We start from the raw sequence: 26,104 nt of genomic DNA on the forward strand, positions 1-26,104 counted from the left end.
GGACAACCGTCCGTCGCGCCACCGCCCTGTCCGCTTACGTTCGTCCCGCTGTGAGCCGCCGGGACAACGGCGGCTCCCCAAAAGGGAGATCGGGGGTGCACACGTGCGCATCGGACTGCTTACGCAGGGTGGCTACCCGTATGTGAGCGGTGACGCCAGACTCTGGTGCGACCGGCTCGTACGCGGGCTCGGACAGCATGAGTTCGACATCTACGCGCTCAGCCGCAGCAGGCAGCAGGAGGACGAGGGCTGGCTTCCGCTTCCACCGCAGGTCAGCCGCGTACGCACGGCACCGTTATGGACGGCCGAGGACGATGGGGTCGGCTACGCACGGCGCGCGCGCCGGCGCTTCGCCGAGTGCTACGAGGATCTGGCGAGGGCCGTCTGCACCAGCTCGGACGATCAGGCGGACCGTTTCGCCAGCGCCCTGTACGGGCTCGCGGAACTGGCCCGCGACGAGGGCGGACTCGTCGGCGCACTCCGCTCCGAGACCGCCGTACGCGCGCTGGAACGCGCCTGCCGCGCCCCCGGCACACCCCGCACGGTGCGCGAGGCCCGCGTCCCCGACCTCCTCACCGTCGCGGCCCACCTCGAACGCGCCCTGCGCCCCCTCTCCCTCGACTGGTACGAGGACGACGGCCTCGGCTCGGTGGACCTGTGCCATGCGACGGCCGGCGGCTCCGCCGCCCTGCCGGGACTGCTCGCCGGCCACTTCTCCGGCGTGCCCCTCCTGGTGACCGAGTACGGCGTACAACTGCGCTCGCACTACCTGGCCGCCGGCGCCGGGACGGAGGCCCCCGCCGTACGGACGCTGCTCGCCGCCTTCAACCGCCGGCTCGCCGCCGAGATCTACGCACGAGCCGCGCTCCTCACCCCGGGCAACACCCATGCCCGCCGCTGGCAGGAGCGGTGCGGCGCGGACCGTTCCCGGATCCGTACGGTCTACCCGGGCATGGAGGCGTCCCGCTTCGCCGAGGTCGGTGAGTCGCAGGAGCGCGCCGACGCGGACACGCTGGTGTGGGTCGGCCGGGTGGAGCCCGCCAAGGACCTGGTGTCGCTGCTGCACGCCTTCGCGGAGGTCCGCAGGGCGCAGCCCACGACCCGGCTGCGGATCGTGGGCGCCCCGGCGGACCCCGAGGGCCGGGCCTATCTGGGGCACTGCAGGGCACTTGCCGCCCAGCTCTTCCCGGACGAGGCGGACGGTGTGCACGCCGTCGGGGACAATCCGGTGTCCTTCGAGGAGATCGGCAGCCCGGAGACCCCGACCCTGGCCGACGCGTACGCCTCGGGTGCCGTGGTCGTCCTGTCCAGCGTCGTCGAGGGCTTCCCCATCGGTCTCGTCGAAGCGATGTTCTGCGGCCGTGCGACGGTGTCCACGGACGTCGGCGCGGTGGTCGAGGTCATCGGCGGCACGGGCCTCGTCGTGCCGCCGCGCAATCCGCGGGCGCTCGCCGAAGCCTGCGTGGCGCTGCTGCGCGACCCCGAGCGCCGTGAGCGCCTGGGCGCAGCCGCCCGCGCCCGCGCGCTCGAACTGTTCACGGTCGAGCAGAACATCGCGGCATTTCACGGCATTTACCTGGAGGTCGTCTCGCGCTGCCCGGTGCGGCGCGTGGTCCTCGACGACTCCGGCGAACCCCTGCCGTTCGCCGTCCCGGCCGAGGCGCACATCCCCGGCCGCTGGACCGGCCCGGCGAGCCGCGTCCTCGCCCGCGGCGGCCCCGGCTGGGCCACCACCGCGTCCGACCCGGTGGCGGCGACCCCGGTGGCGGCCACGGAGGGTGCCCGATGAGCGGCCTGGGCGAACTGGACCGCCCCGGAACCCCGGCCAGCCCCGGCGCCTGGGACGCCCGATCCGAGGGCTGGCTCTTCGGAGAACCGAAGGAGCCGGATGAGCCGGGTGAGTCCGCTCGGCCTTACGCGACCGGTGCGACCGGCGAGGCAGGTGTGACGCAGGCAAGGGACGCGAGGGACATCATGCGGTCTCAGGAGGACATCGACGGACACACGACGGTCGGCGACGCGACTACCGACGCCACCACGGATGTCACCGGTGAGAGACCGGTGTTCGGCACCCCGACCGGCACCCTGACCGGCGCGAGGCCGGCGGGTGGCGGCCGCGATGCGGGCGGACGCCGCGGTGCGGTCGGTGCCGGCTCGGACGCGAGGCGCGGAGCCAGGGGGCGGCGCGGGGCCGCGGACCCCGTGAAGACGCTGATGCACCGGCACCGCGACCTGTGCGAACGGGCCGTGGACCCGCTGGAGATCGCCGCGGGCCTGGAGGCGCACGGCATCACCGACCGGACCGCCGCCCGCTTCCGCCACCGCGACGTCTTCTCGCTCGCCGAGGAGATGTACGCGCGCGTCCCCCGCGATGGCGACCAGCCCCCGCCGCCCGCCCGGACCGCCCCGGCCACCCGGGCACGCGTCGACTGGGCACTGCGCGCCCTCCTGCCCGGCGCCCTGACCGGGCTCACTTTGGCGGGCCTGCACCTCACCCACGGCCGCGCCCGCCTCCTGGTGGCCGCCGCGGGCGTCCTCGCCGTGGCACTCGGCGTCCGCACGGCACTGCGTCGCGGCCCGCTGAGCACGCCGTACCGCACGCACGCGTGGCGCCCGGCAGACGGCACGCACACAGGCACCTGGTGGCTGCTCGGATACGCCCTCCTCGGCGACGGCCTCCTCGGGGCCGCCCTGTCCGGCGGCCCCGACGGACTGCCGAACGGCACCGCGGACGGCCCCTGGCCGATGACCGCCGCGCCCGTCCTGGCCCTCACCCTGGCCTGCGTCCCGGCGGCCTGCTGCGCCCACCTCTTCGCCACCCGCGCCCGCCGCAGACTCGACGGCAGCCGCGGCCTCAAGGAGTTCGCCGCCGCTGTGCGGCCGTTGCTGTTCGGCGCGTTCGCCTTGTTCCTGGGCGCGCTCGCCGCCCTGGCCGCACTTTCCGGCGCGGTCCTGCGCGAGCCCGCCGCCTACCCCGAGACGCTCGCCCTCGGTGCCCTCCTCCTGCTCGCCCGCCTCCTCACCGTCCACCACCTACCGCACCCCGCGGGCCTGGCCCTCGCCGCCGCGGCCACGGCCGAGGCACTGGCGCCCGCCCTGGTCCTCACCGCCCACCTCCCCGGCTGCGCCTTCCTGGCCACCCCCGTCGAGGCCCTGGTGGACGCCTGGGGTCCGGGCGGCGTCCCGACGCTCGCCTGCGCGACGGCCGCCCTGGCGCTGCTGCTCCACGCGAGCCGCGCCCTGACCCGGGCCTCGGCCCACGCGCCGACCGGGGAGCAGACGTGAACCCACGCGCAGGCGCCCGGCCCCACGGGCGGCGGCGACCGCATCACCCCTTCGAAGGAGAAGACCAGAGTGCGACACGAAGTCGCTCCGCCCAAGTGGACGTTCTGCGAGAGGAAGGAATGACGATGTAGGACGTCCCGGACCAGTGTCCAAGGTCTGTCCCCAGGTTCGCGTGCGTCGCTGGTAACGGCGGGGTGCGAAGCCGGACTGATCAAGCCCAAGAGCGGCCCGCGCCATCGGGCGGCAACAGGCGAAGGGGAAGGCTGGACGGGCTAATGCAAATGAACCCTTGATGACGCCTCGTTATCTCCAAGCCGCGTCGATGGCGATGTAATCGGCGGCTAGCAGGGTCTGGCGCTGGAAAGTGCAATGTGCCCCTCGGCTTCTGGTCTAGAGGGGGGATGGACACCGCAGACCCCGGGGTTAAGAGGGAGCCCAACCCAGTCGCACCTTGACGGAGTGGAACGTGGAAACCCCGTTGGAGTCCGGCGGAAGTCGGTAAGCCGGAGGTAACAAAGGCCCAACTCTCCAGCGGGACAGGATGATCCGAGAAGCAAATGCCGACGGGGCGAAAGCCCAGAGGAACCAGGGCGGACTCCTCAGCCGCCTGAGAGAACTCGTCGGATACGGGACTTGTGCCCACCCGAAAGGGAGCCCACGCGGATCAGGTGGACCTGTGAAGCAAAGCAGCAAGGAAGCCAGAACCAGAGGACAAGTTAGATATCGGAGGTAGGTGTGACAACGAAGGTGACTGAGTCGGAGTCGGCTGCTCCGGTGAACGGACCCGAGGACTATGCGCAGGCATGGCACAGTGTGGACTGGGCCAAGGCCGAGGCATCGGTACGGCGACTGAGGCAGCGGATCTTCACGGCAGCACAGGACGGGGACCTCAAAAAGGTCCGCAACTTGCAGAAGCTCATGCTGCGCTCCCACTCCAATACGCTCGTGAGCGTAAAGAGGGTGACGCAACAGAGTCAGGGCCGTCGCACGGCAGGCATTGACGGGGAGGTTGTCCTCACCCCTCGCGAGCGAGGGAAGACGGCTGCCCAACTCTCCAAAGAGAAACCGAGTCAGCCCAGACCCGTGCGACGCGTGTACATTCCCAAGGCCAACGGGAAGCAGCGCCCACTGGGGATCCCGGTTGTAAAAGACCGTATCCAGCAGGCCCGTGTGAAGAACGCACTGGAACCTGAGTGGGAAGCCCGGTTCGAGTCGCGGAGCTACGGCTTCCGGCCCGGCCGGGGTTGTCATGACGCCATCGCGCGTATCTACACAGTTGCAGCCCGGAAGAAGGCCAGTCGGCTGTGGGTGCTCGATGCTGACCTGACAGCGGCATTCGACCGCATCTCGCACGACCACCTGATGAGCGGCCTCGGGTACTTCCCTGCCAGGGAAGCCATCAGAGGCTGGCTACGGGCTGGAGTGCTTGACGGTGGTCGATTCGCGCCGACACTTGAGGGAACTCCTCAGGGCGGTGTGATCAGCCCGTTGCTCCTGAATATTGCTTTGCACGGTATGGAGGCCGCTGCGGGCTGCCTGAATGAATCAGACGGCAGGACGCGGCGTGACGCAACCGTCCTGGTGCGGTACGCAGACGACTTCGCTGTGTTCTGTCACAGCGAAGAACAGGCCTACCGTGTGAAGGACGAACTCGCTCGGTGGATGCAGCCTCGGGGTGTCTCCTTTAACGAGAAAAAGACGCAAGTCGTACATCTTGAAGAAGGGTTCGACTTCCTCGGGTTCAACATCCGCCGGTACAGCGGGAAGCTCCTTATCAAACCGAGCAAGGAGGCCGTAAAGAGGGTTCGGAAGCGCCTCACGGATGAAGTGTTCTCCTTGCGAGGGGCGAACGCGGCAGCCGTGGTGAAAAGGCTCAATCCCATCATCAAGGGTTGGGCGGCGTATTACCGGACGGTGGTGTCCAAGGCGACCTTCCGGTCACTGGACAAGCATGTGTGGACTCTCACTTACAAGTGGAGCAGACACACTCACCCGTTGAAGTCGAAGAATTGGGTAGTAACCCGCTACTTCGGCGAATTCAACTCAACCAGACGGGACAAGTGGGTGTACGGCGACCGCGCTAGCGGAAGCTACCTATTTAAGTTCGCCTGGACCAGGATCGACCGGCACGTGATGATCAAGGGAGCGAACTCCCCTGACGACCCACGGTTGGCCGACTACTGGGCGATCCGTCGACGTGGCAGCCTGCCATCGCTTGTCGACAAGACAACGATCACGCTCGCCGCGCGCCAAAAAGGGATCTGCCCGTTGTGCAAGCAACCGTTGATCTCAGGTGCCGAATATGAACCCGACAGCCCCCGGGAATGGGCGGCCTGGTTCTCGGCATCGATGAAGCCACTGCACAAGCATCACTTCATCTATCGGCGAGACGGCGGATCGGATGAGCGAAGCAATCTTCGCCTCGTACACGCCGAATGTCACCGCCGGCACCATGCTGGCGATCATGAAAGGGCCAAGAAAGCATGACCGTCCACAGCAGCCCCCGGGGTCCGCTTGAGCCGGATGCGGGGACAACCCGCACGTCCGGTTCTGAGGGGGCCGGGGTGCGGCGACGTACCCCGGCTACCCGACTGACCACCTCCCGACCCGGAGCATCCGGAGCCACCGGAGCAGCCGGAGCACACACCCCGGGAGCCGAACGATGAGGGTCCTGCTGATCGGAGCCAACGGCTACCTCGGCCGGTTCGTCGCCGACCGTCTGCTCGCCGACCCGGCCGTCCAGCTCACCGCGCTCGGCCGCGGCGACGACGCCGACGTCCGCTTCGACCTCGCGACCGGCAGCCCCGGTGCGCTCACCCGCTTCCTGGACGCGGTCCACCCCGGCGTCGTCGTCAACTGCGCGGGCGCCACCCGCGGCGGTGCCCGCGAACTGACCCGGCACAACACCGTCGCCGTCGCCACGGTCTGCGAGGCCCTGCGCCGCAGCGGCTGCGGCGCCCGCCTGGTGCAGCTCGGCTGCGGCTCCGAGTACGGGCCCAGCCAGCCCGGCTCCTCCACGGCCGAGGACGCCGTGCCCCGGCCCGGCGGCCCGTACGGCGTCAGCAAGCTCGCCGCCACCGAACTGGTCCTCGGATCGGGCCTGGACGCCGTCGTGCTCCGCGTGTTCTCGCCCGCAGGGCCCGGCACCCCGGCCGGCTCGCCGCTCGGCCGGCTCGCCGAAGCCATGCGTCGCGCCATGCAGGCCGGCGACGGCGAACTCAAACTGGGCGGCCTCGGCGTGCAGCGCGACTTCGTCGACGTACGCGACGTGGCCCGCGCCGTGCACGCGGCCTCGCTCTCCGCCGCGCAGGGCGTCATCAACATCGGCTCCGGCCGGGCCGTCCGGCTCCGGGACGCCGCCGCCGTCCTCGCCCGCGTCGCCGGATACGGCGGCGCCCTGCACGAACTCGACGGACCTCCCGGCCCGCTGCGCCCGGCCATCGGGCACCCCCGCGGCGACTCCGACCACACGCCGCCCGTCGCGTACCCGTACCCGGACGGCTGCGGCAGCTGGCAGCAGGCCGACGTACGCACCGCACGCGACCGGCTCGGCTGGCGCCCCCGGATCAACCTTGAGGAATCCCTCGCCGACATCTGGATGGAGGCCGCATGCCGTATCTGACCAGCACCCCGGAAGGCACCGCCCGCGCCGCTCTGCGCACCGGCTTCGGCGTCCCCGGCCTTGCGCACCCCCTCGTCGCCCCGGCCGAATGGGCCGAACTCGCCCGCCCCGGCACGCCCCTGCACTGGGTGGTCCTCGACGTCGCGGGCGGCCCCGGCGCGCACCCCGACCCGCACTGCCTGGAGGCCGCCGGGCGGCTGCGCAACGGAGGCGTCCGCGTCCTCGGCCACCTGGACACCGCGTACGGCGCCCGCGCCCGCGCCGACCTGCTGTGGGACGCGCGCCGCTACCGCGACTGGTACCAGGTCGACGGCTTCCTGCTGGCCCGCTGCCCCACCGAGCGTGCCGAACTGCCCGACATCCGGCGCGCCGTCACCGCGCTGCGCACCCTCGGCGCGGCCACCCACATCGTCCTCGACCACGGCGCCCACCCGCACCCGGGCTACGCCGAGAACGCCGACCAGTTGGTCACCTTCTCCGGCACCTGGTCCGACTACCGCTGGTCGCAGGCCGCCGAGTGGACCGCCGACTACCCGCCCGACCGCTTCTGCCACTTCGTGCACGGCGTGCCCCGCGGCCATCTCGACGAGGCGCTGCGCATCGCCCGCTGGCAGGGCGCGGCCACGATCTACTTCACGGACCGCACCGACCGCGGCGGCCACATCGACCCCTGGGAGACGATGCCCGGCTACTGGGACGACATCGTCTCGCGGATCGGAACGGGTGTCTCGGAATGAAAAAGGCCGTGGCAGTGTTACGGGGAGAACAACCGTAGTGTTTGACCGACCAACGGAGTCCCCGTGTCGCTGCCACCCCTGGTCGAGCCGGCCCCTGAGCTCACCGTAGACGAGGTCCGCAGGTACTCCCGCCACCTGATCATCCCTGACGTCGGGATGGACGGGCAGAAGCGGCTGAAGAACGCGAAGGTGCTCTGTGTGGGCGCCGGCGGTCTGGGCTCGCCGGCGCTGATGTACCTGGCCGCCGCGGGCGTCGGCACGCTCGGCATCGTGGAGTTCGACGAGGTCGACGAGTCGAACCTGCAGCGCCAGATCATCCACAGCCAGGCCGACATCGGCCGCTCCAAGGCCGAGTCGGCGCGTGACACCGTCAAGGGCATCAACCCGTACGTGAACGTGATCCTTCACGAGGAGCGGCTTGAGGCCGACAACGTGATGGACATCTTCAGCCAGTACGACCTGATCGTCGACGGTACGGACAACTTCGCGACCCGCTACCTGGTCAACGACGCGTGCGTGCTGCTCGACAAGCCGTACGTGTGGGGCTCGATCTACCGCTTCGACGGCCAGGCCTCGGTGTTCTGGTCCGAGCACGGCCCCTGCTACCGCTGCCTCTACCCGGAGCCCCCGCCGCCCGGCATGGTGCCCTCCTGCGCCGAGGGCGGCGTTCTCGGCGTGCTGTGCGCGTCCGTCGGCTCCATCCAGGTCACCGAGGCGATCAAGGTCCTCACCGGCACGGGTGAGCCGCTGGTCGGCCGCCTGATGATCTACGACGCCCTGGAGATGCAGTACCGCCAGGTCAAGGTCCGCAAGGACCCGAACTGCGCGGTGTGCGGCGAGAACCCGACCGTCACCGAACTCATCGACTACGAGGCATTCTGCGGCGTCGTCTCCGAGGAGGCCCAGGCGGCGGCCGCCGGCTCGACGATCACTCCCAAGCAGCTCAAGGAGTGGATCGACGACGGCGAGAACATCGAGATCATCGACGTCCGCGAGCCGAACGAGTACGAGATCGTCTCCATCCCGGGCGCCACGCTCATCCCGAAGAACGAGTTCCTCATGGGCTCCGCCCTGGAGGGCCTTCCGCAGGACAAGAAGATCGTCCTGCACTGCAAGACGGGCGTGCGCAGCGCCGAAGTCCTCGCGGTGCTGAAGTCCGCGGGCTTCGCCGACGCCGTGCACGTCGGCGGCGGCGTGATCGGCTGGGTCAACCAGATCGAGCCGGACAAGCCGGTCTACTAGGCGAACGCCCTCACCGATTCCGGAGGGGCCCGGCACCGCGGCCGGGCCCCTTTCCGCTGCCCGGCCCATGCCCGGGGCCCGCGCTCCGTGGGCCGCTAGGCGCAGACCTTGCCGTCCTTCGGCACCGTTCCGTCCAGCAGGTAGGCGTTCACCGTCGTATCGACACAGTCGCTCCCCTTGCCGTACGCCCCGTGTCCCTCGCCCTTCCAGGTCAGCTCCACACCGACGCCCTTGCCCAGCTCGTCCGCCATCCTGCGGGCGCCCTCGTACGGCGTCGCCGGGTCGCCGGTGTTGCCGACCAACAGGATCGGCGCCGCACCCGGCGCACCGACCTCCGGGGTGTCGTACTGCCCGGCCACCGGCCAGTCGTGACACCAGCCGGCCGTGTCCCAGCCCAGGAACTTCCCGAACACCGGGGAGATCTCCGCGAACTCCGGCAGCAGCTTCTTCGTCTCCTCCGGCGTGGGCCGCTGCCTGTCGTCCAGGCACGATATGACCCGTTGCGCGTGGGACGACGTGCCGTAGCGCCCTGAGGAGTGACGCTCGTTGTAGTCGTCGGCGAGGGACAGCAGCCGTGAGCCGTCACCCTGCTCGGCCGTCTTCAGCGCCTCGGTCAGCTCCGGCCAGCGGGACCTGCTGTACAGCGGCAGGGCGATGCCGGTGACCGCGAGCGACTGGGTGAGCCTGCGCCCCGACGTCGCCGGCAGCGGCTGGGCGTCGAGCCGGTCCAACAGGTCCGCGATCTTCCGGGTTCCCTCCGCGGGGTCCTGACCGGTGGACTTCAGGTAGTCGTCAAGGGCCCGCTGGAAGCCCAGGGCCTGGTTCTTGGCGTGTCCCACCGTGTCGGCGGTCGGGTCGACGACCGCGTCCAGGATGATCCGGCCCACGTTCTTGGGGAACAGGTGGGCGTAGACGCCGCCGAGTTCGGTGCCGTAGGAGATGCCGAAGTAGTGCAGCTTGGTGTCGCCGAGGACCTGGCGCATCAGGTCCATGTCGCGGGCGGTGTCGGCCGTCGAGACATGCGCCATCAGCTTTCCGGCGGCGCGTGCGCAGCCCTTGCCGAAGCCGGCGGCGTCCTGGAGGTACGCCTTTTCCTCGGCCGGGGTGTCGGGGGTGTTGTCCACGGTCTCGGCGGCCTGGATGTCGCGGTCGCCGCGGCAGCGGACACCCTCGCTGGCCCCGACCCCGCGCGGGTCGAAGCTCACCAGGTCGTACCGCTCGTGCGGCTCGGCGACCGTCGTGGCGTAGTACGGCATCATCGAAACGCCCGAGCCGCCCGGGCCGCCGAAGTTGAAGAGCAGCGATCCGATGCGGTCGTCGCCGGTGGCCCGCGCCCGGATCAGTGCGACATCGATCGTCGGGCCGTCCGGCTTCGACCAGTCCAGCGGGGCCTTGAGCGTCCCGCACTGCCAGTCGGCACTCGGCGCCGCCGAGTCCGCGGTGGCCTTGCAACGGCCCCAGTCGGGCTTCTGCGTGGTGAGTGAGGAGGGCAGCCCGGCGGTGGACGGTCCGGCCGGTGCCGTCGACGACGGAGCCGACCGGTCCTTTCCGTCACCCGCGCCCGCGCCTGTGTCTCCACTGTTGTCGGACGACCCACCGCCGCATCCGGCCATCAGCACCGCTGCCGCGACCGCGGCCGTCCACCGTACGAAACGCACCTCGTGCACCCCCCTCGCAAGCCCTCCGCACGTCGGTCGCGGAGAGCGGTCAGGCCATAGTAGGCGGATCGAGCCGGACCCGTGACAGCCTGTGGATAACGCTCTGACCTGCGGCTAATCGAATCTGATGGTGGGTCAGGAGCAGACCTCGCCGGCGGTCGGCAGCTTCCCGTCCAGCAGATAGCCGTTCACGGCGTCCTGCACGCACTTGTTCTTGCTGTCGTACGCGCCGTGCCCCTGCCCCTTGTACGTCAGCTGGATGCCGACGCCCTTGCCGAGCGCGTCCGCCATCCTCCGCGCGCCCTCGTACGGGGTCGCCGGGTCGCCGGTGTTGCCCACGACGACGATCGGCGCGGATCCGGGCGCGCTCACGTCGGGGTGGTCGGCGGCGCCCGGCACCGCCCAGTCGGTGCAGCTGATCATGCCCCAGGCCAGAAAGTCCCCGAACAGCGGGGAGGCGGCGCGGAACTCGGGCACCTTCCGCTGGATGTGGTCGACGGTGTACCGCGGTTTCTCGTCGGCGCAGTTGATGGCCATGTTCGCGGAGGTGAGGTTGCTGTACTCGCCGTTCTCGTTGCGGCCGTTCAACGAGTCGGACAGCAGCATCAGGATCCTGCCGTCGCCGTCGTACGCCTCGTCCAGCCCCTCGGTCAGGTACTCCCAGAAATCCTTGGAGTACAGAGATTGTGCGATGCCGTTGGTGGCGGCGGTCTGGGTGAGCTGGCGCGGGAAGATGCCCGGGATCGGCTTCTTGTCGAGGTCGGCGAGGAGTTTGACGATGCGGTTCTTGACGTCCTGCGGGGTGTCGCCGATCGGACACTCGGTGACCTTCGAGGTGCAGTCGTCGGCGAAGTTGTCGAGCGCGTGCTGGAAGCCCCTGGCCTGGCCCAGCGCGTTCTGCTCGGGGGTATTGGTGGGGTCGACGACCGCGTCGAAGACGGCCCGTCCCACCTTCCTGGGGAACAGGTGGGCGTAGACGCCGCCGAGTTCGGTGCCGTAGGAGATGCCGAAGTAGTGCAGCTTGGTGTCGCCGAGGACCTGGCGCATCAGGTCCATGTCGCGGGCGGCGTCCGTGGTGCGCACATACGGCAGGATCGTCTTGGAGTTCTTCTCGCAGGCCGCGTTGAACCCCTTGGTCCGGTTCACCAGTTCGGCCCGCTCGGTGGCGTCGTCGGGCGTCGCGTCCTGCTGGAAGTACACGTCGAGCTGTGCGTCGGTCTTGCACTTGACGGGGGCGCTGCGGCCGACGCCGCGCGGGTCGAAGCTCACCAGGTCGTAGCGCGTGCGCAGCTTCGTGTAGTCCGAGGCGAAGGCGGGCAGCGTGGTGACGCCGCTGCCGCCGGGCCCGCCGAAGTTGAAGATGAGCGAGCCGATCCGCTGGGCCGGGTCGCCGCTCGCCCTGGCCCGGATGAGGGCGAGCCCGATGGTGTCGCCCTTCGGGTTGCTCCAGTCCAGGGGAGCCTCCAGGGTGGCGCATTGCCAGGGGCCGCTGCCCGGCAGCGGCGAGGGGGCGTTGCCGCCGCCCTCTGCCTGGGAGGGGGCCGGGCAGTCCTTCCAGTCCAGCTTCTGGGCCGACAGGTCCCCGGCCTTCGAGCCGCCGCCGCAGGCCACGAGCAGGGAGGGCAGCAGGACGGCGGCGGCCACGGTGGCGCGGATCCGGGAGGGCTTCATGATCCCATCCTGGGGCGACGCACGCCGGGGCGCTCGGGGCCGCGGGCCGTACGAGGTACGAGCCGACCTGTTGGCCGGGCCGCGTCCCGGCGTTCTCCCCGGCTTTCTAGAGGGAGCCCCGGCGGGAGAGGTGGTTGAAGGCCAGCCAGCCCGGCAGCACCGGCAGCCACAGCGTGAGCAGCCGGAACAGCAGCACGGCCGGTGCGGCGACCTCCTTGGGGAGCCCGACGGCGATCAGTCCGACGGTCAGCGTGGCCTCCACGGCGCCCACCCCGCCCGGAGTCGGCGCCGCGGAACCGAGGGCGTTGCCGGCCAGGAAGACGACGGCGACACTGGCGATGCTGAGCGAGGTGGACCCGTCGCCGAACGCGCGAATCGAGGCGTCCAGGCACATCACGAAGCAGGCGGTGAGCAGCAGCATCCCGCCGATGCCCGTGACCAGCTTCTGCGGGCGCTGCAACACGTCGAGCATGCGCGGCACGACGCCCGCGAACAGCGACCTCACGCGCGTGACGACGAATTTTCGCAGGAACGGCACCGAGGTCACCACGAGGACGAGCACCGCCACCGTCAGCAGGCCCGCGATGACCGTCCGGGACGGGGACAGCGACGGGGTCTTCTCGGTGCCGGTCAGATAGCCGAAGGACAGCAGCATCAGAATGTGGCAGCCGAGCCCGAACAACTGCGACGCGCCGACGCTCGCCACCGCGAGCCCTGGGCGCACGCCGGCGCGCTGCAGAAAGCGTGTGTTGAGGGCCACACCGCCGACCGCGGCCGGCGCCACGATCTTCACGAACGACCCGGCGACCTGCGCGCCCACGGTCCGCAGGAACGGCACGCGCTCGGGCACGAAGCCCAGGAGCGCCATCGCGGCGGCGACGTAACTGAGCGCCGAGAACAGCACCGCCGCCGCGACCCAGCCCCACTGGGCCTGCGCGAAGAGCGTGCCGAACTCGATGTGCGTGAGCTGTGTCAGCAGGTAGTACGCGCCGATGGCGCCCGCGATGAAGCTGATCAGCGTGCGTGGCCGGACCCGTTCCAGCCGGGCCGGCTCCACCGGTGCCTGCGGCCTGATGCGCAGCACCTCGTGCCGGATCTGGGTGAGCAGATCGTCTTCGCGGGCCTCCTCCAGGGCCTCGTCGATGGCCCGTTTCTCGGCCCGCTGCTCGGCGCGCACCGTCTTCTTGTCGGGCTTTTCCAGGGTGGTCCCGGTGTCATCCGGGACCACCTCCAGACGGGTCTGCTTGTCCTGCCGGGAGGCCTCCAGGACCGCCTCGCGCTCGCGCTGCGCCCGCTCGCGGGCCAGTTTGCGCAGCGTCGCGCGCGTGGAGCGGGTCAGCGCGATGGGCTGGAGCATCGGCAGACAGTCGGCGACCGCGTCGGGGCCGAGGACGCCGACCGCGGAGGCCACCGCCCGCTCGGCACCCACCCGCAGTCCGAGCGTGGTCACGAGCTGGGCGACATCCATGCGCAGCAGCAGATCTCCGGCCGCGATCTCGCCGCCGCGCAGATCGGTGAGGATCACCGAACCGGACCGATCCACCAGGATGGCGTCGCCCGCGAGCCTGCGGTGCGCGATGCGTCGCGACTGCAATGCCTGCACCTGGTGCCAGGTGTGGCGCAGCAGCTCGTCGGTGATCTCCTCGTCGGCCAGTGAGTCGAGCGTGCGCCCGCCGGTGTGCTCGTAGACGAGCATGACGGCGTCCGGGCCCAGCTCGGAGGTCGCGATCAGTTTGGGCGCGTTGGCGCCTGCCGCGATGGCGGCGTACGCCAGCAGCGCCTCCTGCTCCAGTGCCTGGCGCAGCGACTGCAGGCTGGAGCGGGTGGCGAAGCCGCGCAGGGTCAGATTGCGCCACGCCCGGTAGAAGAAGCCCTGGGCCTGCTGCTCCCGGTCGACGACGGTGACGTCCAGGGGCGGACCGTCCTCCAGGGTCACGAAGTAGCGCCGTCCGCGGTCGCCGTTCTCGGTGTCCGCGGCCTCCTCCCGGGCGGCGGAGACCGGATGGAAGCCGACGTGGCGCAGGCCCGCCATCAGCGTGCGCCCGGTCGGGCGGACATTCGGGGAGCCGACCGCGTACAGCGTCCCGTAGGCCACGGTCCAGCCGATCAGCACCGTCAGGATGATCGAGAACGGCGTCGTGTAGCCGGTGACGAGCATGGAGAACGCGTCGAGCAGCAGCACGATCCACAGCACGGCGCGCCAGCGCGGTCTGCGGGACATGCCGACGGCCGTCATGTACGCGATGACGGGGGCCAGATAGCCGTGCACCGGGTCGGTCAGGGCGTGGATGTCGCCGGGGGAGGGCTGGGTGAGCGCTTCCTGGATCGAGTTCGGAGCGGCCCTGGCGACCCATAGGTCGGTGGCGAGCGTCACCCCGTGCGCGAGGACCGCCGCCAGGACGCCGTCGGCGATGCGCAGCCCGTCCCGCTTGATCAGCCGCTCGATCGCGAACGCGACCGGCACCAGGAGGATGGCGATGCTCGACGCCAGCCCCGCGATCTTGATCAGCAGGTCCGGAGCCTGGCCGGTGCCCTTGTTGATGTCCTGTTCCAGGCCCGAGGTGGTGCCGTGGGCGAAGGCGGCGATGGCCAGGAGCACCGCGATCGCGAGCACGCCCACCAGGAGGCGCATCAGGTCGGAGGGCCGGTGCACGCGCGCGGGGAGCAGGGGTTCGTCGCCCTCGACCTCGTCGGCGTGGGCGTCGTCCGGGCAGTCGGCGAGGTGCGCGGCGCCGGTGCCGTTGTCCGCCTCGGCGGGGCTCGTGCCGTGCGTCTGGGCGGCGTCCGGGCGCGCCCCGGCGTCGGAGGTGCCCTCCGCGCCCTCGGCGTGCACGCCCTGCTGCTTCATGGTCTCTTCTTGGTCTCGTATCACCGGTCACCGCCCGCACGATGGTGGCATGACCCTCCGACACACAGGGTCATCAGGGTGCACATGCGGGGGCGCACAGTGTGCCGGAAACGCCGCCGCAGGGCGAGGGGCGGGCATGACGCCGCTCGCGCCGCGTTGTCGGTGGGGTGGGGCAGGATGGGGCGAATGAGCGAGGAGAGCCTTCCGGAGGAGGCGGGTGCGCAGGGGCACGCGGACGCGCTGCCGGAGTATGCCGAGCGGGTCCTCGACGTCGCCGAACGGATCCCGCCCGGGCGGGTCATGACGTATGGGGACGTCGCCGAGTGGCTGGCGGAGGGCGGCCCGCGCCAGGTCGGCCGGGTGATGGCCCTCTACGGGGGAGCCGTGCCGTGGTGGCGCGTCGTGCGGGCCGACGGGCTGCTGCTCCCGGGCCACGAACTGCGCGCGCTCGGCCACTACCGCGCGGAGGGCACACCACTGAAGGAGGCGGGCAGGGCCGCCGAGGGCCACCTGCCGCGGCTCGACATGAGACGAGCCCGGTGGGACGGCGGCGAGAGCGCACAGGGTCACACCTGACAGCTTCCGCCATCGAGGGCCCATTGGGGGAACCCATGGCCCGTTCGGGGGACACCGGGGACTTCCGTGACATGACGTACGTTCGTGGGTTATGGGGCTCATGCGCCGTGGGAGGCGCGTGAGAAGAAGCGGAAGTCCTGCTTCCGTACCTCGCGTCGGCGTAGCGTCGGCTGCGCGTGTCCCCCTCACCCCGCAGCCACCACCCTGCACGCGGGGCAGCCAGACGAGTACGAGCACCAGGACCGGCGAACCACGTGAGCTCCTCCTCCACCACCAGACACCTGCCGCACCAAGAGATGCGGCAGGGGAGCCGTGGCGCCTACCGACTGGTCCGCACCCCGCCGGCCGAGCCGGATCCCCTTCGTCTGGACGCCGCGCAGCGCGCGGTGGTTGACCACCGGTCCGGACCCCTGCTGGTCCTCGCGGGTCCCGGCACCGGCAAGACCACCACGCTGGTGGAGTCCGTGGCCGCGCGGATCGCCCGCGGCGCGGACCCCGAGCGGATCCTGGTGCTGACCTTCAGCCGCAGGGCCGCGCTCGAACTGCGCGATCGCATGGCCCGGCGGGTGGGCGCGGCCCGCGCACCCCGCGCGACCACCTTCCACTCGTACGCCTACGCCTTGGTCCGCGCCCACCAGGACAGCGACCTGTTCGTGCAGCCGCTGCGGCTGCTGTCCGGCCCCGAGCAGGATGTGACCGTCCGCGAGCTGCTGGCGGGCCAGCCGGACCTGGAGCGGCTCGGCCTCGCCCATGTGCGCTGGCCGGACGAACTGCGCGCCTGCCTGACCACCCGGGGCTTCGCCGACGAGGTCCGTGCCGTCCTCGCCCGCAGCCGGGAGCTGGGCCTCGGCCCGGCCACCCTGGACGCCTTCGCACGCCGCATCGGCCGCCCCGACTGGCGGGCCGCCGCGGCCTTCCTCGCCGAATACCTCGATGTGCTCGACCAGCAGGGCGTCCTCGACTACGCGGAACTCGTCCACCGCGCGGTGCTGCTGGCCGACCGGCCCGAGGCCGCCGCCCGCCTCGCGGCCCGGTACGACGCCGTGTACGTCGACGAGTACCAGGACACCGACCCGGCCCAGGTGCGCCTGCTGCACGCCCTCGCCGGCGGCGGCCGCACCCTGGTCGCCTTCGGCGACCCCGACCAGTCGATCTACGCCTTCCGGGGCGCCGACGTCAACGGCATCCTGGACTTCCCGGCGGCCTTCCCGCGCGGGGACGGCCGCCCGGCCCCCGTCGAGGTGCTGCGGACCGCACGCCGCTCCGGGGCCGCCCTGCTGGCCGCCACCCGGCTGCTGACCCAGCGCATGCCCCTGACCCGCCTACCGGCCGACAAGGTGCGCGCCCACCGTGAACTCGCCCCGGTGCGCGACACCGGCCGCGTCGAGGTCTGCACGTACCCCACGGCCGGCACCGAGCTGGACAACATCGCCGACATCCTGCGCAGGGCACACCTGGAGGACGGCGTGCCCTGGCACGAGATGGCGGTCCTGGTGCGTGCCGGATCCCGCACCATCCCCACCGTCCGCCGGGCCCTCACCTCGGCCGGCGTGCCCCTGGACATCGACGGCGACGACCTGCCGCTGCGCCACGAACCGGCGGTCGCACCGCTGCTGACGGCGCTCCGGGCGGTGGCCACGGCAGAGGCGGCGCGGGCGGCCGAAGAAGGCGCGCGGCAGGACGAGCAGCCCCGTGACGGCGAGGCCCCCGACGAGGGGGCGCCCGGGGAGGAGCCCCGCGTGGGGACCTCCGGGGAGCGGGCCCTTGCAGAGCGGCGCTCCGGGGACGCCGTCGAGCCCGCCCGGCAGGAGACCTCCTGGCTCGACACCGAGACCGCGCTGACCCTGCTCGTCTCACCGCTGGCCGGCATGGACGCCGCCGATCTGCGCCGGCTCGGCCGGGCCCTGCGCGAGGAGGAGAGGACGGCGGGCAACCCGCTGCCGCCGCCCTCGGACGTGCTGCTCGCGCGGGCGCTCGCCGAGCCCGAACGGCTGGTCGCGCACGACCCGGCGTACGCCCGGGGAGCCCAGCGACTCGGCGCGTTGCTGAGGAAGGCCCGACAGCGCCTCGCGAGCGGCGGCACCGCCGAGGAGGCGCTGTGGGCCCTGTGGGAGGGCACGCCCTGGCCCGGTCGCCTGGCACGGGCCGCCCGGCGCGGCGGAGCGGCCGGCCGCAACGCCGACCGCGACCTCGACGCCGTGTGCGCCCTGTTCGCGACCGCCGCGCGGGCGGAGGAGCGCACCGGGGGCCGCGGCGCCCTCAACTTCCTGGAGGAGATCGAAGCCGAGGACATCGCCGCGGACACGCTCGCCGTTCGCGCCGTGCGCCCCGACGCCGTCCGGCTGATGACCGCCCACCGCGCCAAGGGCCTGGAGTGGCACCTGGTCGTCGTGGCCGGCGTCCAGGAGGGCCTGTGGCCGGACCTGCGCCGCCGCGGCTCACTCCTGGAGGCCGACCGCATCGGCCGCGACGGGCTCGCCGAACCCCTCACCCCCGGGGCGCTGCTCGCCGAGGAGCGCCGCCTGTTCTACGTGGCCGCCACGCGCGCGCGTGAACGTCTCGTCGTGACCGCGGTGAAGGCGCCCGCGGACGACGGCGACCGGCCGTCCCGATTCCTCACCGAGCTGGGCGTCGACCCGCAGGACGTCACCGGTCGCCCGCGCCGTCCCCTGTCGGTGGCCGCGCTGGTCGCCGAGCTGCGCGCCACCACGGTCGACCCGCGCGCGTCCGCCGCGCTGCGGGAGGCCGCCGCCCGTCGCCTGGCCCGGCTCGCCGCGCTCGGCGACGAGGAAGGCCGCCCCCTCGTCCCGTCGGCGCACCCCGACCGCTGGTGGGGCATGTACGAGCCGACCGCGAGCAGGGTGCCGCTGCGCGACCGCGACCAGCCCGTCGTGCTGTCCGGCAGTGCCCTCGACCAACTCGCCAACACCTGCGCCCTCCAGTGGTTCCTCGGCCGCGAGGTGAAGGCCGACGCACCGGCCACCACCGCCCAGGGCTTCGGCAACGTCGTGCACGTCCTCGCCGACGAGGTCGCCTCCGGACGCACCCCCGCCGACCTCGACGTCCTGATGGAGCGCCTGGAGTCGGTGTGGAACGCGCTCGCCTTCGACGCGCCCTGGAAGTCGGCGCAGGAGAAGGAGAACGCGCGCGTGGCACTCGAACGCTTCCTGACGTGGCACGTCGACTCCAACGGCGCCCGCGCGGGGCGCAAGCCGGTGACCAGCGAGCACGACTTCGACGTCAGCCTCGAAGCGGGCGACTACGAAGTGCGCATCCGCGGCCAGATGGACCGTGTGGAGACGGACGGTGAGGGACGCGCGTACGTGGTCGACTTCAAGACGGGCAAGCAGGCGCCCAGCACGGCCGAGGTGGCCCGCCACCCCCAGCTGGCCGTCTACCAGCTGGCCGTCCGCGAGGGCGCCGTGGACGACGCCTTCGACGGCACGCGCCCCGAACCCGGCGGTGCCGAACTCGTCCACCTGCGCCAGGGCGCGCCCAAGCGGGACGGCGGCGACAGCCTGCCCAAGGTGCAGGCCCAGGACCCTCTGGAGGGCGAGTGGATCGGCGAACTGCTCGCCACCGCCGCGGGCAAGGTGCTCGACGAGCGGTTCACGCCGACCACCGGACAGCACTGCGCCCACTGCGCGTTCCGGGCGTCGTGCAGCGCGCGGCCCGAAGGACGGCACGTGGTCGAGTGACCCGCGCCGCCTGCCGCCGCGCCGTTCCGCGACGACCACCGCTGTGACCCGCCCCACCACCCGGGCCCTCCCGCGGCGCCGGGACCGACCCGCGACGCCCGTGCCGGCCGCCGGCGCCCGTACCGATCCGCGGCGCCCGGGCGACCGATCCGCGCCCCTTCCGACCCGGCCGCACGATCCGCCCCCGCAGCGGGACCCGGCACCGACTGTCAGTGCCCGCCGATAGCCTCTGCGACATGCCCGCCCGTATCACCGATCCCGAGCAGCTCAAGGAGCTGCTCGGCATCCCGTTCACCCCGGAGCAGACGGCCTGCATCACCGCGCCGCCCGCCCCGCAGGTGATCGTGGCCGGAGCCGGGTCGGGCAAGACCACGGTCATGGCGGCCCGCGTGGTCTGGCTCGTGGGCACCGGCCAGGTCGCCCCCGAGCAGGTCCTCGGCCTGACCTTCACCAACAAGGCCGCCGGGGAACTCGCCGACCGCGTTCGCAAGGCGCTCGTCAAGGCCGGCGTCACCGACCCCGACACCATCGACCCGGACCACCCGCCGGGGGAGCCGGTCATCTCCACGTACCACGCCTTCGCGGGCCGCCTGCTGACCGACCACGGCCTGCGCATCGGGCTGGAACCGACGTCCCGGCTGCTCGCCGACGCCACCCGCTACCAGCTCGCCGCGCGCGTGCTGCGCGAGGCCCCCGGCCCCTACCCGGCGCTCACCCGCTCCTTCGCCGACCTGGTCAGCGACCTGCTCGCGCTCGACGCCGAACTCGCCGAGCACCTCGTACGCCCCGAGGACCTGCGCACCTGGGACGCCGGGCTGTTGCACACCCTGGAGGGCGCCAAACTCACCAACGCCGACCTGCGCAAGGTCCCCGAGACGGCCGCGGCACGCCGCGAACTCGCCGGGGTGGTGCTGCGCTACCGGGCCGTGAAACGCGACCGCGACCTGCTCGACTTCGGCGACCAGATCGCCCTGTCAGCCGCCCTCGCCGAGATCCCCGACGTCGGCCGCGCCCTGCGCGAGGAGTTCCGCGTGGTGCTCCTCGACGAGTACCAGGACACCTCGGTCGCCCAGCGCGTCCTGCTGGCCGGTCTGTTCGGCGGCGGCACCGGCCACCCCGTGACCGCCGTCGGCGACCCCTGCCAGGCGATCTACGGCTGGCGCGGCGCCTCCGTCGCGAACCTGGACGACTTCCCCGAGCACTTCGCACACGCCGACGGCCGTCCCGCCACCCGCCAGGCGCTCAGCGAGAACCGCCGCAGCGGCGGCCGTCTCCTCGACCTCGCCAACGGCCTCGCCGAGCCCCTGCGCGCACTGCACGCGGGCGTGGAGGCCCTGCGCCCGGCCCCCGGAGCCGAGCGCGACGGCACGGTCCGCTGCGCCCTGCTGCGCACCCACGCCGAGGAGATCGCGTGGATCGCCGACTCCGTCGCCCACCTCGTGCACACCGGGACGGCACCCGGCGAGATCGCCGTCCTGTGCCGTACGGCGACCGACTTCGCGGAGATCCAGGGCGCGCTCGTCGCCCGCGACATCCCCGTCGAGGTGGTCGGCCTGTCCGGGCTGCTGCACCTGCCCGAGGTCGCCGACCTCGTCGCCGTCTGCGAAGTCCTCCAGGACCCCGGCGCCAACGCCTCCCTGGTCCGCCTGCTGACCGGCCCCCGCTGGCGCATCGGCGCCCGCGACCTCGCCCTGCTGGGGCGGCGCGCCCGCCTCCTCGTGTCCCACGCGCGCGTGGCCGCCGACGACGACCCCGACCGCAGGCTCGCCGAGGCCGTCGAGGGGGTCGACCCGTCCGAGGTGATATCGCTCGCGGACGCCCTCGACACATTCCTGGAGTCCCCTATCGACGCGGACGGCGCCGACGACGGGCTGCCCTTCTCCACGGACGCGCGCGTGCGCTTCGCCCGCCTCGCCACCGAACTGCGGGAACTGCGGCGCTCCCTGTCCGACCCGCTGATGGACGTCCTGCACCGCGTCCTCGCCGTGACCGGCCTCGAAGTGGAACTGTCCGCCTCCCCGCACGCCCTGGCGGCCCGCCGCCGCGAGACCCTGTCGAACTTCCTGGACGTCGCCGCCTCCTTCGCCGCCAACGAGAGCGAGGCCACCCTGCTCGCCTTCCTGGGCTTCCTGCGCACCGCGGCCCAGTACGAGAAGGGCCTCGACAACGCCCTCCCCGGAGGCGAGAACACCGTCAAGGTGCTCACCGCCCACAAGTCCAAGGGCCTGGAATGGGACGTCGTCGCCGTCCCCGGCCTGGTCACCGGGACCTTCCCCAGCGCCCAGGGCCGGGAGAAATGGACCTCGCAGGCCAAGGTGCTGCCGCACGCGCTGCGCGGCGACGCCGAGACCTTGCCCGACATCGCCGCCTGGGACGCGCGCGGCATGAAGGCCTTCCACGAGGCCATGAAGGACCACCAGCACACCGAGGAGCTACGCCTCGGCTACGTCACCTTCACCCGCCCCCGCTCCCTGCTCCTCGGCTCCGGTCACTGGTGGGGCCCCGCCCAGAAGAAGCCACGCGGCCCCTCCGACTTCCTGCGCGCGCTGCACGACCACTGCGCCGCCGGACACGGCGAGATCGAGGCGTGGGCGGACGAACCCGAGGAGGGCGAGGAGAACCCGGCCCTGCACGAGGCGACCGCCGACCGGGCCTGGCCGCTGCCCCTGGACGCCGCCGCCCTCGCCCGCCGCCGGGCCGCCGCCGAGACGGTCCTCGCCCACCTGGACGGCCTCTCCTCCCGCGTGGACGCCCATCCAGCGGCCGTCCACGACCCGGACGCCCCCGACGACCCGGACTGGCCCACGCCGCCCGACGACGACGCACCTCTCGACGCCGAGCCCTCCTACACCCGCCATGAGGACGAGCCGCAGTTCGCTCCGTACGAGGACGAGCCCCCGTTCACGGAGGACCCGGCCGACTGGGACTCGTGGGCCACCGACCGGCCGACGCTCCCGCACCAAGCGGGCGCACCCGTCCCGCCGACGCCTGCCCGCCCCCACCCCACGCAGCCCGGCCCCACCCAGCTCACCCCCGAAGAAGCCCGCGCCGTCGCCTCCTGGGACCGCGACCTCGATGCGCTCACCGGAGAGCTGCTGCGCGCGCGGGAGACCGTGACGGACGTCCCCCTGCCGGCCACGCTGACCGCGACCCAATTGCTGCGCCTCGCCGCCGACCCCGACGGGCTCGCACAGGAACTCGCACGCCCCATGCCGCGCCCCCCGCAACCGGCCGCGCGTCGAGGCACCCGGTTCCACGCCTGGGTAGAGGCCCGCTACGAAGCGTTGACGCTGCCGATGCTGGAACCGGAGGAACTGCCCGGCACCGAGGCCGAGATCGCCGACGAACGCGACCTCGAAGCCCTCAAAGAGGCCTTCGAACGCACCGAGTACGCACACCGCACGCCCTACCGCGTAGAGGTCCCCGTCCAGCTCGCCCTCGCCGGACGCCTCGTGCGCGGCCGGATCGACGCCGTCTACAAGCACGGCGACGGCGCCACGGCCACCTACGAGATCGTCGACTGGAAGACCGGCCGCGGGCACAGCGCCGACCCGCTCCAGCTGGCGGTGTACCGGATCGCCTGGGCCGAGCAGCAGGGCGTACCGCCCGAAGCCGTCACCGCCGCCTTCCTCTATGTACGCAGCGGTGAGGTCGAACGACCAGGCGGCCTGCCGGACCGGGCGGCGCTCGAAAGACTGCTCACCGGGGAGGCCCGGTGTGACGAACCGCCCGATCAGGAAGCCGTCGCGGGCCGATAGGCTCGATGGCATGAGCCAGACCCCGGACAGCGCCGTCCGCGCGTACATCGAGCAGCACCGCGCCGCCTTCCTCGACGACCTCGCCGCATGGCTGCGCATCCCCTCCGTGTCGGCCCAGCCCGACCACGCGCCCGACGTACGACGCAGCGCCGACTGGCTCGCCGCCGTGCTCATGGAGACCGGCTTCCCGACCACCGAGGTCTGGGAGACGCCGGGCGCCCCGGCCGTCTTCGCCGAGTGGCCCGCCGACGACCCCGAGGCACCCACGGTCCTCGTCTACGGCCACCACGACGTCCAGCCCGCCGCCCGCGAGGACGGCTGGGACAGCGATCCCTTCGTGCCCGTCGTACGGGACGGCCGGCTGTACGCGCGCGGGGCCGCCGACGACAAGGGCCAGGTGTTCTTCCACACACTCGGCGTCCGCGCCCACCTCGCCGTCACCGGCCGTACCGCCCCCGCCGTCCACCTCAAGCTGCTCATCGAGGGCGAGGAGGAATCCGGCTCCCCGCACTTCCGGGCCCTGGTCGAGGAGCACGCCGGACGGCTCGCCGCCGACGCCGTGATCGTCTCCGACACCGGCATGTGGTCCGCGGACACCCCCACCGTCTGCACCGGCATGCGCGGCCTCGCCGAGTGCGAGATCCGGCTGTACGGCCCCGACCAGGACATCCACTCCGGCTCGTTCGGCGGCGCCGTGCCCAACCCGGCCACCGCAGCAGCCCGCCTCGTCGCCGCCCTGCACGACGAGCACGCGCGCGTGGCGATCCCCGGCTTCTACGACGGCATCGTCGAACTCACCGACCGCGAGCGCGAACTCTTCGCCGAATTGCCCTTCGACGAGGAGCAGTGGCTGCGTACCGCCAAGTCGTACGCCGCCCACGGCGAGGCAGGACACACCACCCTGGAACGCATCTGGGCCCGCCCCACCGCCGAGGTCAACGGGATCGGCGGCGGCTACCAGGGCCCCGGCAGCAAGACGATCATCCCGGCCTCGGCGATGGTGAAGCTCTCCTTCCGGATGGTCGCGGGCCAGGACCCCGACCACATCGAGAAGGCCGTCCGCGCCTGGGCCGCCGACCAGGTGCCCGCCGGGATCCGCTGCGAGATCGACTTCGGCGCCGCCACGCGCCCGTGCCTGACCCCGCTGGACCACCCCGCCCTGCAGTCCGTCGTCCGCGCCATGGGCCGCGCCTTCGGCAGACCCGTCCGCTACACCCGCGAGGGCGGCTCCGGACCGGCCGCCGACCTCCAGGACGTCCTCGGTGCCCCGGTGCTGTTCCTGGGCATCTCCGTTCCCTCCGACGGCTGGCACGCCCCGAACGAGAAGGTCGAGCTCGACCTGCTGCTCAAGGGGGTCGAGACCAGCGCCCACCTGTGGGGCGACCTCGCGCAGAACTGGCGCCATGCGCCCTGATCCGGTGCCGCGCAGGGCGGCACCGCCCGCGCGGCACACTGGAAGGACCGCCCTGCCCGCCCCGTACCCGCCCGACCCGGTTCCCTCCCACCCCAGATCCCGCTGACCGCCGCCGAACCCGACCGTTCCACCGGGGGAGTTGGAAGCACCCGTGACCACCTGGACCGACCAGACCGCCGACCGACCCATCTCGCTCACCGCACCCAGTGGCATCGACCGCGCCGCCCACCACCGGCTCGACGAGGCCTGGCTCGCGGCGGCGTGGAGCCACCCCACGACCCGCTGCTTCGTGGTCTCCGGCGGCCAGGTCCTCATCGACGAGACGGCGGACGGCCGTACCGAACTCGTCATGACCCCGTCCTTCGAGGCCCCCCTCACCGAGGCGCACCGCTACTTCCTGGGCACCGACGAGGACGGCGTCAGCTACTTCGCGCTCCAGAAGGACTCCCTGCCCGGCCGCATCGACCAGTCCGCCCGTCCGGCCGGGCTGCGGGAGGCCGGTCTGCTCCTGTCACCGCGTGACGCCGGCCTGATGGTGCACGCGGTCGGCCTGGAGAACTGGCAGCGCACCCACCGCTTCTGTTCCCGCTGCGGGGAGCGCACGGTCATCGCAGCCGCCGGCCACATCCGCCGCTGCCCGGCCTGCGGCGCCGAGCACTACCCGCGCACCGACCCCGCCGTGATCATGGCGGTCACCGACGACGAGGACCGCATTCTGCTCGGCCGCCAGGTCCACTGGCCCGAGGGCCGCTTCTCGACGCTCGCCGGTTTCGTCGAACCCGGCGAGTCCATCGAGCAGTCGGTGCGCCGCGAGGTCTTCGAGGAGGCAGGCGTCACCATCGGCCGGGTCGAGTACGTCGCCAGCCAGCCCTGGCCGTTCCCGTCCAGCCTCATGCTGGGGTTCATGGCCCACGCCACCACGACCGACATCGAGGTCGACGGCGACGAGATCCACGAGGCCCGCTGGTTCTCCCGGGACGAGCTGCGGGCCGCCTTCGAGTCCGGCGAGGTACAGCCGCCGTACGGCATCTCCATCGCCGCCCGCCTCATCGAACTCTGGTACGGCAAGCCGCTGCCGACCCGCAGCTTCGTCTGAGGACCGGGGACGGGGCCGGAAACGGCGAAGGGGTGGCGGTCCCGTCAGGACCGCCACCCCTTCGCGTGAGCGGACCGCTCAGACGCCGACCTTCTGCTTCACCTGCGCCAACGACGGGTTCGTCAGCGTCGAACCGTCGGCGAAGAGCACGGTGGGCACCGTCTGGTTGCCGTTGTTCGCCTTCTCCACGAACGCGGCCGACTCGGGGTCCTGCTCGATGTTGATCTCGGTGTACGCGATGCCTTCCCGGTCCATCTGGCTCTTCAGCCGACGGCAGTATCCGCACCACGTCGTGCTGTACATCGTCACAGTGCCCTGCATCTCGCTCGCGCTCCTCTGGCAGCTCGGGGAAGGTCGTCCTGTGGGGAACGTACGCCACCGGCCCCGCCATTCCCGCCGGGGGTATGCCGGGGGTACAGGGAGCGGGTGCGGCCCGCCGCCCGGGCGATGCGCCTGCGTCAGCCCTGATGTACCGCACGCCTGACGTATTAGTACGACT

At 72.1% G+C, this 26,104-nt stretch carries 15 protein-coding genes; 11 read left to right on the forward strand and 4 right to left on the reverse strand.

The window, feature by feature from the left end; translation table 11 throughout:
• The first annotated feature begins 103 nt into the window (after window positions 1–103).
• The 6 genes from pelF to moeZ all read left to right on the forward strand — a co-directional run bounded on the left by pelF (window position 104) and on the right by moeZ (window position 8,886).
• Window positions 104–1,789 (forward strand): GT4 family glycosyltransferase PelF, encoded by a 1,686-nt coding sequence (pelF, locus tag ACFYTE_RS02500; protein ID WP_388703769.1) that lies wholly within the window; start codon window positions 104–106, stop codon window positions 1,787–1,789.
• The gene (locus ACFYTE_RS02505; protein WP_388703771.1) at window positions 1,786–3,285 is read left to right on the forward strand and encodes a hypothetical protein; all 1,500 of its coding nucleotides are present in this window, start codon (window positions 1,786–1,788) and stop codon (window positions 3,283–3,285) included. Before pelF ends, ACFYTE_RS02505 begins: the two co-directional genes overlap by 4 nt.
• 747 nt (window positions 3,286–4,032) lie before the next feature.
• Entirely contained in the window at window positions 4,033–5,772 is a 1,740-nt protein-coding gene (ltrA, locus tag ACFYTE_RS02510) for a group II intron reverse transcriptase/maturase (protein WP_388703772.1), read from the forward strand.
• Between the two features lie 175 nt (window positions 5,773–5,947).
• Window positions 5,948–6,907, forward strand: coding sequence for an NAD-dependent epimerase/dehydratase family protein (locus ACFYTE_RS02515; RefSeq protein ID WP_388703776.1), 960 nt, complete (start codon window positions 5,948–5,950; stop codon window positions 6,905–6,907).
• The gene (locus ACFYTE_RS02520) at window positions 6,895–7,644 is read left to right on the forward strand and encodes a spherulation-specific family 4 protein (protein WP_388703778.1); all 750 of its coding nucleotides are present in this window, start codon (window positions 6,895–6,897) and stop codon (window positions 7,642–7,644) included. Before ACFYTE_RS02515 ends, ACFYTE_RS02520 begins: the two co-directional genes overlap by 13 nt.
• A gap of 63 nt (window positions 7,645–7,707) precedes the next feature.
• Window positions 7,708–8,886 (forward strand): adenylyltransferase/sulfurtransferase MoeZ, encoded by a 1,179-nt coding sequence (moeZ, locus tag ACFYTE_RS02525; RefSeq protein WP_388703781.1) that lies wholly within the window; start codon window positions 7,708–7,710, stop codon window positions 8,884–8,886.
• Between the two features lie 95 nt (window positions 8,887–8,981).
• Here moeZ and ACFYTE_RS02530 read toward each other — a convergent pair whose 3' ends face one another.
• The 3 genes from ACFYTE_RS02530 to ACFYTE_RS02540 form a co-directional block, all read right to left on the reverse strand.
• Window positions 8,982–10,499 carry an alpha/beta hydrolase gene (locus ACFYTE_RS02530; protein ID WP_388704044.1) on the reverse strand — a complete coding sequence of 506 codons (1,518 nt, stop codon included), beginning with the start codon at window positions 10,497–10,499 and terminating at the stop codon, window positions 8,982–8,984.
• A gap of 180 nt (window positions 10,500–10,679) precedes the next feature.
• A complete protein-coding gene (locus ACFYTE_RS02535) occupies window positions 10,680–12,218 on the reverse strand; it encodes an alpha/beta hydrolase (protein ID WP_388704047.1) in 1,539 nt (512 codons plus the stop codon).
• A gap of 103 nt (window positions 12,219–12,321) precedes the next feature.
• Window positions 12,322–15,063, reverse strand: coding sequence for a lysylphosphatidylglycerol synthase domain-containing protein (locus ACFYTE_RS02540; protein ID WP_388703782.1), 2,742 nt, complete (start codon window positions 15,061–15,063; stop codon window positions 12,322–12,324).
• Window positions 15,064–15,249: 186 nt separating this feature from the next.
• On the opposite strand from ACFYTE_RS02540, the gene ACFYTE_RS02545 reads away from it, so the two are divergent.
• The 5 genes from ACFYTE_RS02545 (at window position 15,250) to nudC (ending at window position 25,605) form a co-directional block, all read left to right on the forward strand.
• Window positions 15,250–15,639 (forward strand): MGMT family protein, encoded by a 390-nt coding sequence (locus ACFYTE_RS02545; RefSeq protein WP_388703784.1) that lies wholly within the window; start codon window positions 15,250–15,252, stop codon window positions 15,637–15,639.
• Window positions 15,640–15,893: 254 nt separating this feature from the next.
• Window positions 15,894–19,337 (forward strand): ATP-dependent helicase, encoded by a 3,444-nt coding sequence (locus ACFYTE_RS02550; protein WP_388703787.1) that lies wholly within the window; start codon window positions 15,894–15,896, stop codon window positions 19,335–19,337.
• Window positions 19,338–19,573: 236 nt separating this feature from the next.
• Window positions 19,574–23,095 (forward strand): UvrD-helicase domain-containing protein, encoded by a 3,522-nt coding sequence (locus ACFYTE_RS02555; RefSeq protein WP_388703789.1) that lies wholly within the window; start codon window positions 19,574–19,576, stop codon window positions 23,093–23,095.
• A 10-nt stretch (window positions 23,096–23,105) separates the two neighbouring features.
• The gene (locus tag ACFYTE_RS02560) at window positions 23,106–24,509 is read left to right on the forward strand and encodes a dipeptidase (RefSeq protein WP_388703792.1); all 1,404 of its coding nucleotides are present in this window, start codon (window positions 23,106–23,108) and stop codon (window positions 24,507–24,509) included.
• A gap of 151 nt (window positions 24,510–24,660) precedes the next feature.
• A complete protein-coding gene (gene nudC, locus ACFYTE_RS02565) occupies window positions 24,661–25,605 on the forward strand; it encodes an NAD(+) diphosphatase (RefSeq protein ID WP_388703794.1) in 945 nt (314 codons plus the stop codon).
• A gap of 78 nt (window positions 25,606–25,683) precedes the next feature.
• Here the strand turns inward: nudC and ACFYTE_RS02570 are convergent, their stop codons facing one another.
• On the reverse strand, window positions 25,684–25,926 hold the full coding sequence (locus tag ACFYTE_RS02570) for a mycoredoxin (RefSeq protein WP_388703797.1): 243 nt from the start codon (window positions 25,924–25,926) through the stop codon (window positions 25,684–25,686).
• Window positions 25,927–26,104: the final 178 nt, after the last annotated feature.

This window comes from Streptomyces sp. NPDC004629, from assembly GCF_042873595.1.
Taxonomy (GTDB): Bacteria; Actinomycetota; Actinomycetes; order Streptomycetales; family Streptomycetaceae; genus Streptomyces.

Bases quoted from the DNA above. Each gene is read 5' to 3' on its own strand.
- ACFYTE_RS02540 (WP_388703782.1), bottom strand. From the start codon at position 15,063: ATGAAGCAGCAGGGCGTGCACGCCGAGGGCGCGGAGGGCACCTCCGAC.
- ACFYTE_RS02520 (WP_388703778.1), top strand. From the start codon at position 6,895: ATGCCGTATCTGACCAGCACCCCGGAAGGCACCGCCCGCGCCGCTCTG.
- ACFYTE_RS02555 (WP_388703789.1), top strand. From the start codon at position 19,574: ATGCCCGCCCGTATCACCGATCCCGAGCAGCTCAAGGAGCTGCTCGGC.
- ACFYTE_RS02505 (WP_388703771.1), top strand. From the start codon at position 1,786: ATGAGCGGCCTGGGCGAACTGGACCGCCCCGGAACCCCGGCCAGCCCC.
- ACFYTE_RS02515 (WP_388703776.1), top strand. From the start codon at position 5,948: ATGAGGGTCCTGCTGATCGGAGCCAACGGCTACCTCGGCCGGTTCGTC.
- ACFYTE_RS02545 (WP_388703784.1), top strand. From the start codon at position 15,250: ATGAGCGAGGAGAGCCTTCCGGAGGAGGCGGGTGCGCAGGGGCACGCG.
- ACFYTE_RS02570 (WP_388703797.1), bottom strand. From the start codon at position 25,926: ATGCAGGGCACTGTGACGATGTACAGCACGACGTGGTGCGGATACTGC.
- ACFYTE_RS02530 (WP_388704044.1), bottom strand. From the start codon at position 10,499: ATGGCCGGATGCGGCGGTGGGTCGTCCGACAACAGTGGAGACACAGGC.
- ACFYTE_RS02560 (WP_388703792.1), top strand. From the start codon at position 23,106: ATGAGCCAGACCCCGGACAGCGCCGTCCGCGCGTACATCGAGCAGCAC.